The following is a 13,424-nucleotide window of genomic DNA, read 5'->3' as shown; positions in this document are numbered from 1 at the left end:
GTAGAGCTAAAGCGTTTTCGCTTTGGCTCTACTCTTTTCGATAGATGAGACTTATCTACTCTAGCAAAATTTTATTTTCTAAGGCAATGAATGAGTGAAACCATTTCGAGCCATGCTTGCTTAAAACGATACTACGATTTTGCGGATGTTTAATTATCCACTCATGGGCAATACATTCATTGAAAAAAGCTGTTCCTAGATTCCCAGCCAAATGAAATTTTCGTTCAGTCCAATCAAGACAAGGTTTTGCGAATATACCTGGTTTCTTTTTTAAATCTGGTATGTTAATAGCCAAGTCCGAAAAAAATTTTTCTCCTGAATGAGTAAGAAATAACTGATCATTCTCTAAAATCAGAAACTGCATCAGACATAACTGATCAAAAAACTGTACACCCAATTCACCAGCTAGATGGCAATAACAACTTCGGCCCGCTTTTAGCTGTTTATACTCTGTACTTTTATTATATGAAGTAATAGGTTTTAGTGGGCTAAGGTGCATTAATTTTTCCATTAATTCTGCAATCTCATCATTGGATAGACAGTAATAGACATGTCGTCCTTGTTTATGAAACGTAAGCCAACCCAGTTCAGCCATTTTTTTCAAATGGTAAGAGGCTGTATGATCTTTGATATGTACTAACTTAGCAAGCTCGTGAACGGTATGATACCGTTTGTCCATTAGAATCGTTATGATTTGAATCCGTGATTCATCGCTCAATACTTTCGTTATTTGACCAATATCAGGAAATCCCTGCATCTATATCCCCTCCCTTTCAATTCCATTGAATAACTCAATCTGCATCGAGATATCCTTATTATATACTATTTACATCTTATAAGAAGAGGTGATAAATATGTATAAACAACTCAATAAAAATTCTTTCTACTACGGCTTTCCAGTTGTTTTAATGACAACTAGAAATAAAGAGACTGGTTCTGATGATTTAACTCCGATCAGTTCAACATGGACACTTGATCAATCAGTGGTTTTAGGTATAGGATTGGATAATCAAGGATTTCACAACTTAAAAATTGGTAGTGATCTAACGCTGAATATGGCTGATCAAAGCATATGGAAGCAGATTGAAAAAATTGCAAAAAAAACTGGAAACCCTACGGTACCTGACTATAAAAAGCAATTAGGGTACGATTATTGCGAGAATAAGTTTCGATTGGCAAAATTTTCCAAATTAGCTGGTATTTCAGTTTCTACTGTACGTATAGCAGAATGCCTTATTCAAATAGAAGCGTGTGTTACCGATATTAACGTACGAAAAAATTATGCTATAGTTGAAACAAAAGTGAAAGCAATTCATGTCTCAGAAGAAATTTTAGCAGATGAAACTCATATTAATGTGGAAAAATGGCATCCGTTGATTTATAAATTTAGGGAATATGCCACCACTGATAAACATTTAGGTAAGAATTTTCGATTCCAAGAATTTCTTGAATAATACCGATGGAAAATAATCGATGAGGCCGAGACAAAAGTGTTTAGCTCCGAGAAATAAGAGGGAATTTACGAAGGAGCTACTTTTGTCTCGCCGTTTATTCGGTTTTGAGCGTACATCAAAACTGATTTTTAGCTTTGTCCCACACCTTATTTGTTTACTGAATTTCATCGAGTTTGGGACAGAAATGTCTATTTCCTAAAACGTCACTTCTTTTTCTACCACTTATTCCTCTTTTTTTGTAAACCATAGATAAATGCCAATACCAGTCCAAATAAGGACAAAGCCTAACAATTGAATAGTTGAAAAATGCTCGCCAAAAATGAATATTGCTAGAAATAGCATGATTGAAGGACCAATGTATTGAATAAAACCTAGTGTGACATAGTCGCTATTTTTGTTTGCAATCGAAAAAAGAAATAGTGGAATCACAGTCAGGATACCAGATACTAACAATAAAAATTGCTCAGAAACAGGATAAGTAAAATAACTTGTCTCTGCGTAGAAGTGCAAGTAATACCAAGCGATGGGGCTGAGTAGCAACGTTTCCCAGAATAAACTAGTTAGAGATGAAATCGTTGTTTTTTTCTTTGTTAGCCCATAAAAGCCAAATGTTCCAGCAATTAATAACGCATTAAGCGGAATATGGCCAGTATATATAGATAATAAAATAACGCCTGCCATACCAAATCCAGCAGCGACTAAAATAAAATGGCTCGCTTTTTCCTTTAATAGATAGATTCCTAAAATAACACTAAGGATAGGGTTGATATAGTAGCCTAAACTTGCATCGAGGGTATTGCCAGCATTTACAGTAGTAATAAATAATAACCAATTAGCTGAAATTAGAGTAACTCCTAACAGAAGATAAGCAAGTTTGCTTTTACTTTTAAATAGGATTTTGGTTTCTTGAATGACTTCTTTGGTTTTTCCAAGTAACAATACTGCTCCAATAAGGACGATACAGGAGAAGATGATTCGATAGGCGAGTAAGTCCCTTGAATCAATATTTTTTACCGTTTTCCAATATAAGGGAAGTACTCCCCAGATAATATAAGCTAGAATACCGCTTAGAACACCTTTATTTCTTTTCATATTTTCCTCCTTCGGGTTTATCTAATATAGAGTTAACTATAATGGATAAATATCTCCATATTCATCGAGATATGATTAATTTTATCAAACCAAAAGTGAACATTATTGGTTCAGGTTGGATGGTTAGTGCTGGAGCGCTTATCTACTTATCCAGTAAGAAAGAACGGCGTTATTGTTTACCAAATAATCGTTTTATGATTCATGAGCTCTCAGGTGGAACACAAGGACAATCTAGCGATATGGAGATCACTGCTAAAGAAATCATCCGCACAAGAGAGAAAATCAACCAGCTTATAGCTAAAGAGACTGGTAAAGATATTGAGCAAGTCAAAAATGACACAGCTAGAGACTACTGGTTAAATGCTGAAGAAGCTCTTGAGTACGGAATTGTTAGCAAAATTATCACACATAGAAGCGAGTTTGCTTAATCACTAAAAAGGCAGCCGAATTTCCTTCAGCTATGAAGCCATATACGGTTCTTTTTGTGTTGGATTTGAAAAGCGTCTCAATTTTTTATCTAATATATACTTCTCTAACAACATATGGTAGAATTTAAAAGATTGTGAAGATGGTTAGGTAATGGATTAGAATAGGTGAAAAAGAATGGAAATCATAGAAAAAGCGCCCGCAAAAATCAACTTGGGGTTGGATGCTCTCTATAAAAGACAAGATGGTTATCATGAATTAGAGATGATCATGGCTAGCGTAGATTTGGCTGATCGGCTGACCTTTGAGCTGTTGCCAAAAAATGAAATAGTGATTGAAACAAATAGCTCCTTTTTACCAGTGGATAAAAGAAATCACGTGTATCAAGCAGCAGAATTGTTGAAGAACACGTTTGATCTTAATCAAGGAGTTAAAATTTACATAGAAAAAAGAATACCCGTAGCGGCAGGCTTAGCTGGAGGTAGCAGTGATTGTGCTGCGACTCTTCGAGGATTGAATCGGTTATGGAACTTAGGATTGTCATTAGAAGAGCTTGCTGAATTGGGGAGTAAGATCGGTTCTGATGTTCCTTATTGTATTCATGGCGGGACAGCCTTTGTTACAGGACGCGGGGAAAAATCGAGTTTTTACCATCGATGCCGCAGTGCTGGGTCGTTTTAGTAAAACCCAAGATGAGTGTTTCTACTAGCTCGATTTTTAGTAGTTTATCGTTTAACAGTATTCAACATCCTGATATTACCGGGTTGAAGCGAGCAGTTGAAACGGATGATTATCAGTTGATGACTACAAAGATCGGTAATGCTTTAGAAGGTGTGACAATCAAACGTCATCCAGTGATTCAACAAATCAAAGATCGCATGATGAAATATGGCGCAGACGCATCGCTAATGAGCGGCAGTGGCCCAACTGTTTTTGCTCTATGTGAGAAGAAGACACGAGCACAACGGATTTATAATGGTTTAAAGGGCTTTTGTGATGAAGTCTATATTGTGCGGACGTTGAAGTAAACGAAAAAGAAAATATTGGAACTGTGATCCTAAAGAAAAACCGCTCAATTGAGTGGTTCTTTAGGTATAAGAGGGTTAAAAGGAAAGATGCATCTGTTTTTGATGGTACATATTCCCAATCTTAATTGTTCTTTCTGATTCATTGATACGATAGAATAGTGCATAATTTTTTCCAATTAATATTCTATAAGCGGGGTTGTCGAAATTGTAAATTTCGGATATTTCTTCATGCATTTCAGGAAATAGTTTTGTTAGTTCAATAGATTTATAGATGGACTGAACAAATGTTGTTATTTTTTTCATCAGTAAATAAATAGTCTTCAGACCATTCTCGAATATTTTCTCTAAGGCTAAGGCGAAAGCTTTCAGTGTACTCAACGGAAAAAGTAACCATAACTTATTTTCCCCAACCATATTTTTTGAATTCTTCCATCATTTCAGCTTCCGTTACAATATTACCTTTTTCAAAGTCTGCGAAGCTTTCTTCAATTAGATTTCTATCATAATTTTTTTGTGCTTCAGACAAATCTAACTGAATAATATCCCCTATTTTTTGATAAACCAAAGATTCGCCTTCAACGATTCCACTGTCTTTAGGTAAAATTACACCTAGGGAATTTCCTATTTTTCTAACTTTGATTTTATGCATAAAAATCACTCCGTTTCTACAAATGGTATAACGTGGCTATAACTATATTTGAAGAAGAAGTATTTTGGATCAACGTTATCGAACAATTGGAAATGTTTTTTTATAGGAATAAAATATTTTTTCTGTTTTCTCTTGACGTTCTCTTTTCCTTCTGGTAAATTAGTTCTTGCTAATAAATCGTAAATATTACGATTTGAATAAGACAAATCGAAATGAGGATAAGAGAGATGAGAAAAAATAGCTGGAAATATATTGTAGGATTCTTTTTAACAGCAATGATGCTGACATTAACTGCTTGCGGGCAAACAAAAGAGCAAGACAATTCTGGAAAAAGTGATACAATAAAAGTCGTGACAACCTTTTACCCAATGTATGATTTTGCTAAAAATGTTGTCGGTGATGCTGGGGATGTTCAGTTATTGATCCCAGCTGGAACAGAGCCTCATGATTATGAACCAAGTGCCAAAGATATTGCTAAAATCACAGATGCAGATGTGTTTGTATACAACAGTCATGAATTAGAGACATGGGTCAAAGATGTTTTAGAAAACGTTGACGAGAAAAAAGTTGCTGTTGTGGAAGCTGCAGGTTCGATCGATTTAATGGAAGGTGCGGCTCATGAGCACGATCATGATGGTGAAGAAGCTGACCATGACGAACATGATCATGATCACGAATTAGATCCTCATGTTTGGTTAGATCCAGTTTTAGCACAAAAAGAAGTTGAAGCAATTCGTGATGCCTTAGTTAAAAAATACCCAGATAAAAAAGAAACCTTTGAGAAAAATGCTACAGCTTATATTGAAAAATTAAAAGAGTTAGATACGGAATATAAAGAAGCATTTACGAATGCTAAAAACAAAACATTTGTCACGCAACATGCAGCGTTCGGCTACTTAGCGAAACAATACGGTCTGACACAAGAGTCAATTGCAGGAATTTCGCCCGATCAAGAGCCTTCACCAAGTCGTTTAGCTGAGCTGAAAAAATACATCAAAGAACACAATGTCTCAGTGATTTATTTTGAAACGTCAGCTTCATCAAAAGTTGCAGAAACATTAGCACGTGAAACAAATGTAGAATTAGCGGTCCTTAATCCGTTAGAAAGCATTACCCAAAAAGAACAAGATCAAGGGGAAGATTATATTTCAGTGATGAAAGCTAATCTTGAAGCGTTGAAAAAAAGTATTAAGTAAAGAGAATCGGGACAAAAGACGGACAGTTTTTTCTCCCGATTTAAGCAGTTTATACGGTTGAAGAAGGAGTAGAGTCATGCATTATCTAGAAGTCAAAGACCTCACGTTTTATTATGATGATGAGCCAGTCTTAGAAGATGTTTCCTATTATGTCGATCCCGGAGAATTTGTGATTCTAACAGGGGAAAATGGTGCAGCAAAATCAACATTGATCAAAAGTACTTTGGGTTTGTTGAAACCAACGAAAGGGACAATCACGATTGCCAAAGAAAATACTGAAGGTAAAAAACTGAGTATTGGTTATATCCCTCAGCAAGTGGCCTCATTTAATGCTGGTTTTCCAAGTACAGTGATCGAGCTGGTTCGTTCAGGACGTTTTCCGCGTAATCGTTGGTTTAAACCACTAACAAAAAGAGATCATCAACACGTAGAAAAAGCGTTAAAAGCAGTTGGCATGTGGGACATGCGCCATAAACGGATCGGAGAACTTTCCGGTGGACAAAAACAACGGATCAGTTTAGCTCGTATTTTTGCGACAGACCCAGATTTATTTATTTTAGATGAACCAACAACAGGGATGGATGAAACGTCTAGAAACGAATTTTATCGCCTGTTAAAGCACAATGCACATGATCATGGTAAAGCAATTTTGATGATCACCCACGATCACGAAGATATCAAATCTTATGCAGATCGACAAATTCGTTTAGTTCGGAAGGAGGATTCACAATGGAGATGCTTTCATATGAGTTCATGAGAAAAGCTTTTTTGGCGGCAACGTTTATTTCAGTAATTGCGCCGATGTTAGGCGTGTTTCTTGTGATTAGAAGACAATCTTTAATGGCGGATACTCTTTCCCATGTATCGCTCGCCGGAGTTGCTTTGGGATTCTTCTTAAATTGGAATCCAGATATCATGACATTGGTTGTCGTGATCATTGCTGCAATTATTTTAGAATATCTGCGAATGATTTATAGTACGTACTCGGAAATCTCGATTGCGATTTTAATGTCTGGAGGACTTGCCTTAGCTCTGGTATTGATGAACCTTAGCGGAGGGAATTCAGCGGCCAGTATCCAGTCGTATCTATTTGGTTCGATCGTGACGATCACATGGCAGCAGGTCATTATTTTAGCGGTTTTGTTTGTGGTATTAGTGATTTTGTTTGTCTTATTCAAACGTCCAATGTATGTGTTGACCTTTGATGAAGATACGGCCCATGTGGATGGCTTGCCGATCCACTGGATGTCGATGTTATTCAATGTGATCACAGGTGTGGCAATTGCGGTGATGATTCCGATTGCGGGAGCCTTATTGATATCAGCGATCATGGTCTTACCAGCTGCGATCGGGATGCGGATCGGTAAAGGATTTAACACGGTGATTATTATTAGTGTGATCATGGGATTGATCGGCATGCTAACAGGATTGACGGGATCTTATTATTTAGAAACACCGCCAAGTGCCAGCATCACTTTGATTTTTATCGCTTTATTTATCCTTGTAAGTATTGTCCGTAAAGTCGTTGTAACGATGCAACGAAATAGAAAAATGAGTGAAAGAAAAGCATAAATAAGTTAGCTGAAGGTAAGGGAAAAACGAAAGATTTTTTCCTTATCTTCTTTTTTGTTTCTTAAATTGCGAACTATTTTTCGTTTTTTTCAAAAAATGCTCGATTTTTTTTGTAAAACACCCTATAATAGGGAACGATAGATCATGAGGAAGTATCATTTATTTTACTTGTTGAAAAATAATGTATAACGAACCTATAAAAAAATAAGGGATAGCAATTATTCAAATGAATAACAACCCTTAAAGGAAAGAGGAGAAGAAGTGACAGATTCTAAAATTCGGAGAAGCGAACGATTGATTGATATGACACAGTACTTGTTGGATCATCCCCATACATTGGTTTCTTTGACCCATTTTGCCCAGCGCTATAAATCTGCTAAATCATCGATCAGTGAAGATTTAGCGATCATCAAAAAAACATTCAAACAACGAGGTACAGGAATTCTTGAAACCATTCCAGGAGCAGCCGGCGGTGTTCGGTTTATCCCTGAAATTCCTTATGAGGAATCAAAAGAATTAGTATTGGCTTTGTGTGAACGTTTATCAGAGCAAGATCGTCTGTTGCCGGGAGGATATGTCTATCTTTCTGATTTATTAGGACAGCCGGAATTGTTGCGCCAAGTTGGGAGAATCATTGCTTCTAAATATTTAGGTGAACAAATCGATGCGGTTATGACAGTAGCGACAAAAGGTGTACCGATCGCGCAAGCTGTTTCGTATTATTTGAATGTTCCATTTGTGATCGTTCGTCGTGATTCAAAAATCACAGAAGGCTCAACAGTTAGTGTGAATTACGTTTCTGGATCATCTGAACGGATCGAAAAAATGGAACTATCAAAGCGTAGCTTAAAGCGTGGTTCTAGAGTGTTGGTCGTGGATGACTTCATGAAAGGCGGCGGAACCGTTAACGGAATGAAGAGCCTTATCGAAGAATTTGAGGCAGAGCTTGTTGGGATCACTGTGTTTGCGGAGTCTAAATTTAAGGGACAGCGTGCGATTGAAGATTACACATCATTGCTTTATGTGGAAGATGTAGACACACGTACGAAAACGATCAATGTCGTTCCTGGGAATTATTTTGACGAATAGAATTGAAACCAGCTATCAGAAATGATGAGCTGGTTTTTTTGTTTTTTTCAATCATATTATTGTGACTTAGTTGTTTTATTTTTTCTTAGGTAAGCAAGTCCGCTTAAGAGAATCAATGATCCACCAAGGTATAAAATAGATTGTGTGGCAGTTTCCCCTGTTTTAGGAAAGCTCTTGCTGTTCTTTAAAGAGGTTGTTTTTTGTGTCGTTGGTTTTCCAGAGTTTGCTTGGTTTATATTCATCGGTGGATCTGATTTTTTATTAGAAACATAGTAGTAAGTAACGGTTTGCTTCTCACCAGTTAGAGTACCGATAGTATTTGTGGGTAATTTCGTTTCATCCAAAGTATAGCCATCGATGATCAATTTGTAAGTAGCCGTTGAGACATCGTAAGGTGTACCGATCAAGCCGCTAATGGTTTGTGATGCTGCGAGTTCTTTACCGCTTTCATCAAGATATCGAACGGTCAGGTCTTGTGCTTTGACTAGATTTTTTTGGTACGTATAAGTAACGATTTGATCTAGGGCACTTAGTGTTCCTATCGCATTTGTAGGCAGTTTTGTTTCATCCAAGGTATAGCCGTCAATGATTGGTTTGTAGGCATCTGTTGAGGCATCATAAGGTTCGCCAAGCGACCCGCTGATCGTTTTTGAATCAGCTAGTTGATCGCCTTTTTCATCAACATAGCGCACAGTGACATCATGAGCTTTGACTAGATTTTTTTGGTACGTGTAGGTAACGATTTGACTTACTTGGCTTATGGTTCCAGTCGCATTTGTAGGTAATTTTGTTTCGTCTAAGGTGTAACCGTCAATAGTCAGTTTGTACTCGGCAGTTGTAGCATCGTAAAGATCGCCTACCATGCCACTGATTGGTTTTTTAGGTGCAATTTCAGTGCCTTGTTCATCTAGGTATGTAACCAAGACATCTTCACCGGGGAGTGGATCAGCTTTCTTTTGAACGATGTACTCTCCAGAAAATTTGTGAGACAGTTGAGGGTAATTTGAAGGATTTTCTACAGTTGCTGGAATCACAAAAGTACTTATCTTGTCCCCTTCTTTTAAAATGATATTGTCTGGAAGGTTGAACGTAAAAGCATATTTTTCGTCATCAATTTTTGTAACGGTATAATCAAACATCTGATTTCCAGCAGTTGTTCCATTATACGTTTTACCATTGATCGTGATCCAAGCTGCACCATCAAATTTACTTACAGGAACCTTTTCACCAGACGGTAAGGTTCCGAATGCTACAAGGTACCCAGAAATTTGAGTTTGACCTGCATAGGGAGTATCTAATGTTGGTCCTTCAAAAACCAGTTGATCTACTGCGTATGAAGTTTTGGGAAAACAGGTTACAATCAGCAAAATAGCAAAAAAACTTATGAAACTAGCAATTTTTTTCATTTGTAATCTTCTTTCTTTTATTTATTTATTATTATCTATTAATTATATATTAAACAAATGAAAATGAAGTTTTTTGTGAATCTTTTCATAAATAAGGGCAGAATAAAATAAACCTCTTTTATTTAACGAAATCCCAAATTAGGTGTATAGTTAATCTGTAAGCAAATTTATCCAGTTTTTCACACACGATCAAAAGCTGAATGAATCAAATGAAAGAAGGCCAACATAATGGAAAAACAAGAAAAAATCCAAATCCTAAAAGACATCGTTGCAATCAAATCAGTCAACGGCAATGAAAAAGAAGTCGCTGAGTATTTAAGCAAGCTATTCAAAAAACATGGCATCGACTCAAGCTTTTTAGAATATGACGAAGACCGTGACAACCTAATTGTTGAAATAGGTAATAAAAATAGCGAAAAAGTCTTAGCTTTTTCTGGACATATGGATGTCGTTTCAGCAGGGAATGAAGCTGATTGGACATCGGATCCGTTTAAACCTGAAATTCGTGATGGGAAAATGTATGGTCGCGGCACTTGTGATATGAAGAGTGGTTTAGCTGCAATGGCTATTGCAATGATTGAATTAAAAGAGGAACAAGCAACGTTCAACGGTCGTCTGCGTTTGATCGCTACAGTTGGTGAAGAAGTTGGTGAATTAGGTGCAGAACAATTAACCAAAGAAGGCTATGTGGATGACGTGACCTCAATGGTAATTGGTGAACCTTCCGGCTACGCTGGTATCGTTTATGCGCATAAAGGATCGATCAATTTTAAAGTGGAGTCTCAAGGTAAGAACGCTCATAGCTCAATGCCCCAACTAGGAGTAAATGCAATCGATCATTTAAATGACTTTTACACAAGAGCCAACGAATTATTCCGTAGTGAAATTCACACAGACGAAGTGCTGGGTGATTTTATCTATAATGTAACCATGATTTCTGGTGGAGAACAAATCAATAGTATCCCAAGTGAAGCAAGTCTTCAAGGAAATATCAGAACGATCCCTAATTATGATAATGACCTTGTTATCAAAAAAATGAATGAACTGATCGATGAGTTAAACCAAAAAGATACGTATCATTTAACATTGAGCATTGAAGCCAATAAAATTTCAGTGAAAAGCGAAAAAGATTCCGATATCGCAAAAATTGCCCAACAAGTAGCGAAAAAACAAGTCAATGTGGATATTCCAATGGTTGGCGTATCTGGAACGACGGATGCCGCTGAATTTACAAAAGGCAAACAAACATTTCCAGTGATTATTTTTGGTCCAGGAAATGAAACACCGCATCAAGTGGATGAATATGTGGATGTTGATAACTATTTGGAAATGGTGGATATTTATAAAGAAATGGCAACGACTTATCTAGCTTAATGAACATCTGATAAAAGACAAAAGATCTAGAATGGGAACGTCCGATTCTAGATCTTTTCTTATATAATTTAAGTTCATTTAATTTAGAAAAAAACAAACAACTATAAAACGATTTGCCGGATTCCTTCTTCCATTGTTGTGATCTTAAATTCAGGAAACCGTTGTTTAAATTTATCTGAAACGAAGATATTATCCTCTTGATAGCGCGGAAGCAGCTCTTTTAATTCTTTCAATTGAGGACTAAACAGACGTCCTAAGTTAAATTGCCACATTTTTAGAACAGTATATGGAAGTTTTTTATTTAAAATTTGTTCGGATAAATTGATTATTTCAGAATAACTTTTGCTACCATCACAAGGTAAGTGCCATGTCTGACCGTAAGCATCTTCGGTGTTTCCGATCAAAGCCATTGCTCGACTGGCATCTGGTGTCCAAATCAGTGTTCGTAAGCTTGAATCGCTGAGAGGAACTCGAAGCTTTTTCCCTTGATTTATGTTCTCAAAAATCATGGTATTCGTGATACTTTGTGTTTTACCAGGGCCATAAAATTCAGGTGCGCGACAAATAACTGCATCTATTTCTTTAGCGTTCATCTTATCAAGTAACATTTGCGCCATATTTGCTCGTACAACTGCTTTTCTGCCTACTGGTTGAAAGGGGCTGTCTTCTGTTTGAGGGGTACTATTTTTGGCGTACATATACGTATTATCGAAAAAAACTAATTTCGTTTGATTTTCGATACAAGATTTCATCACATTTGCCATCATTATGAGGAATTGTTCTTCCCACATGTGACTATCCATTGGAAGTCCAGCGGTAAAATAGACAATCTCACTTCCAGCGATTGCTTGATTCGTTTCTTCATAATTAAGCAGATTGGCTGGGAAAAGTTGATCGCTTTCGTTGACCTTTTTAGGACTACGACTCACTAAGCGAAGATCTGTAGTAAAATTTTTGTGCAACTCCTTGGCGAGTTCTTGCCCGATTTGTCCATTACTTCCTAAGATTGTTTGCATGGTCATTTCCTCCTAAATCTACTTGATTCAATAGTAATTTTGCGACAGAACGAACAGAGAACGGGTTTTGTCCAGTGATGATTCGTCCATCTTTTATAGCATAATCTTTATAAAAACGTTTCTTTTTAAAAGTTGCACCATTTTTTTCAGCAATCTCTTTATTTAAGAAAGGGACAACAGATTTTTTTCCAGCAATTATTTCTTCAGTCGTTGTAAAACCTGTAATGGCTTTATTTGCGATAAGATAGTTTCCATTATCGTCCTTAATATTTAATAAACCTGCGATGCCATGACAAACGGAAACTAAATAGCCATTGTCTGTATAAATTTCTTTAGCGATCGTTTGTAGTTCCTGATTATCTGGAAAATCCCACATCACACCATGTCCGCCAGTATAATATATCGCAAAATAGTCGTTGGCATTTACTTCAGCTGGTTTTAGGGTATTCGTTAATCCTCGATAAACAAAATTTGGATCTTCGTACACGCTTAAGATCGATTCATCCGTGTATTTCATACTTCTAGGGTCTAATGGGATAAAACCGCCCTTTGGACTGACAAAATCATAGGCGATACCAGCTTTGTTTAACTCATCTACAAACTCAGCAGATTCACCTAACCATAAGCCTGTAGGTTCTTTGGTTCCTTGGTATCTAGTGACGTTTGTTTCTACGATCAATACTTTCTTCAATTTATTTCCTCTTTTCTGTAAAATCAATGATTTGTTCTATTAGCTGTTTCAATTGATTGATTTCTCCTAATTCATGGGTTAAATAGTAGAAATTTTTCGTGCCTTCTCGTCGATAATCAACAATATTGGCATTTTTTAATACTTTTAAGTGATGAGAAACAGCAGGTCTTGATAAGCCGGACGCTTCAATTAAATCTGGAACTTGCAATCCTTGGCAAGCTTGATCTTCCATCAGTCGAAGGATGATTTTTTGGCGTTTTTCGTCACCTAAAGCGGTTAAAAAGGGACTAAGTGCGGCGAAGCTTTCTTTTAATTCGGTCATTTTATTCATAGGTAAACTCCTAGTTTTTTTATTTTTATCGTTCGTTGGTTTAAACTATTAAACCAAAAGGACGAAGCTTTGTCAAACAATCCGCATCCCTTCAGAATGA

General features: G+C 36.7%; 14 protein-coding genes and 1 pseudogene. 8 read left to right on the top strand and 7 right to left on the bottom strand.

Going from position 1 to position 13,424, the window contains the following annotated elements:
- Positions 1-55 precede the first annotated feature (55 nt).
- Positions 56-757 (bottom strand): ArsR/SmtB family transcription factor, encoded by a 702-nt coding sequence (locus V192_RS0107290; RefSeq protein WP_025870398.1) that lies wholly within the window; start codon positions 755-757, stop codon positions 56-58.
- A 97-nt stretch (positions 758-854) separates the two neighbouring features.
- Between V192_RS0107290 and V192_RS0107285 the strand changes: the two genes are divergently transcribed.
- Positions 855-1,454 (top strand): flavin reductase, encoded by a 600-nt coding sequence (locus tag V192_RS0107285; protein ID WP_025870396.1) that lies wholly within the window; start codon positions 855-857, stop codon positions 1,452-1,454.
- 222 nt (positions 1,455-1,676) lie between these two features.
- Here the strand turns inward: V192_RS0107285 and rarD are convergent, their stop codons facing one another.
- Complete coding sequence (rarD, locus tag V192_RS0107280) at positions 1,677-2,546, bottom strand: EamA family transporter RarD (protein WP_025870395.1); 870 nt, start codon at positions 2,544-2,546, stop codon at positions 1,677-1,679.
- 41 nt (positions 2,547-2,587) lie between these two features.
- On the opposite strand from rarD, the gene V192_RS0107275 reads away from it, so the two are divergent.
- Both V192_RS0107275 and ispE read left to right on the top strand, forming a co-directional pair.
- Positions 2,588-2,974, top strand: a complete 387-nt coding sequence (locus V192_RS0107275; RefSeq protein WP_025870393.1) for an ATP-dependent Clp protease proteolytic subunit — start codon at positions 2,588-2,590, stop codon at positions 2,972-2,974.
- A gap of 175 nt (positions 2,975-3,149) precedes the next feature.
- A pseudogene (ispE, locus tag V192_RS19615) lies at positions 3,150-4,000 on the top strand (4-(cytidine 5'-diphospho)-2-C-methyl-D-erythritol kinase).
- 397 nt (positions 4,001-4,397) lie between these two features.
- Here ispE and V192_RS0107260 read toward each other — a convergent pair.
- Positions 4,398-4,649, bottom strand: a complete 252-nt coding sequence (locus tag V192_RS0107260) for an AbrB/MazE/SpoVT family DNA-binding domain-containing protein (RefSeq protein WP_025870391.1) — start codon at positions 4,647-4,649, stop codon at positions 4,398-4,400.
- Between the two features lie 227 nt (positions 4,650-4,876).
- On the opposite strand from V192_RS0107260, the gene V192_RS0107255 reads away from it, so the two are divergent.
- From V192_RS0107255 to purR, 4 genes are all read left to right on the top strand, one after another.
- Positions 4,877-5,845, top strand: a complete 969-nt coding sequence (locus tag V192_RS0107255; protein ID WP_025870389.1) for a metal ABC transporter substrate-binding protein — start codon at positions 4,877-4,879, stop codon at positions 5,843-5,845.
- A gap of 76 nt (positions 5,846-5,921) precedes the next feature.
- Entirely contained in the window at positions 5,922-6,602 is a 681-nt protein-coding gene (locus V192_RS0107250) for a metal ABC transporter ATP-binding protein (protein WP_025870387.1), read from the top strand.
- Complete coding sequence (locus tag V192_RS0107245) at positions 6,575-7,417, top strand: metal ABC transporter permease (RefSeq protein ID WP_025870385.1); 843 nt, start codon at positions 6,575-6,577, stop codon at positions 7,415-7,417. The genes V192_RS0107250 and V192_RS0107245 overlap by 28 nt, the downstream gene beginning before the upstream one ends.
- 261 nt (positions 7,418-7,678) lie before the next feature.
- Entirely contained in the window at positions 7,679-8,506 is an 828-nt protein-coding gene (gene purR, locus V192_RS0107240; protein WP_082265986.1) for a pur operon repressor, read from the top strand.
- Positions 8,507-8,562: 56 nt separating this feature from the next.
- Here the strand turns inward: purR and V192_RS20870 are convergent, their stop codons facing one another.
- Positions 8,563-9,912 (bottom strand): MucBP domain-containing protein, encoded by a 1,350-nt coding sequence (locus tag V192_RS20870; RefSeq protein ID WP_025870380.1) that lies wholly within the window; start codon positions 9,910-9,912, stop codon positions 8,563-8,565.
- Between the two features lie 228 nt (positions 9,913-10,140).
- On the opposite strand from V192_RS20870, the gene V192_RS0107230 reads away from it, so the two are divergent.
- Positions 10,141-11,286 (top strand): ArgE/DapE family deacylase, encoded by a 1,146-nt coding sequence (locus V192_RS0107230; RefSeq protein WP_025870378.1) that lies wholly within the window; start codon positions 10,141-10,143, stop codon positions 11,284-11,286.
- A 101-nt stretch (positions 11,287-11,387) separates the two neighbouring features.
- On the opposite strand, the gene V192_RS0107225 is transcribed toward V192_RS0107230, so the two are convergent.
- From V192_RS0107225 to V192_RS0107215, 3 genes are read right to left on the bottom strand one after another with little or no spacing between them, the layout of a single operon-like run.
- Positions 11,388-12,302, bottom strand: a complete 915-nt coding sequence (locus V192_RS0107225; protein ID WP_025870375.1) for an NAD-dependent epimerase/dehydratase family protein — start codon at positions 12,300-12,302, stop codon at positions 11,388-11,390.
- Positions 12,280-12,993 carry a type 1 glutamine amidotransferase domain-containing protein gene (locus V192_RS0107220; RefSeq protein WP_025870374.1) on the bottom strand — a complete coding sequence of 238 codons (714 nt, stop codon included), beginning with the start codon at positions 12,991-12,993 and terminating at the stop codon, positions 12,280-12,282. The genes V192_RS0107225 and V192_RS0107220 overlap by 23 nt, the downstream gene beginning before the upstream one ends.
- A gap of 1 nt (position 12,994) precedes the next feature.
- A complete protein-coding gene (locus V192_RS0107215; RefSeq protein WP_025870372.1) occupies positions 12,995-13,324 on the bottom strand; it encodes an ArsR/SmtB family transcription factor in 330 nt (109 codons plus the stop codon).
- Positions 13,325-13,424: the final 100 nt, after the last annotated feature.

Origin of the sequence: Enterococcus crotali, assembly GCF_000633635.1 — a bacterium.
GTDB classification, from domain to species: domain Bacteria; phylum Bacillota; class Bacilli; order Lactobacillales; family Enterococcaceae; genus Enterococcus_L; species Enterococcus_L crotali.
This window is presented reverse-complemented; position numbering and strand designations above follow the sequence as displayed.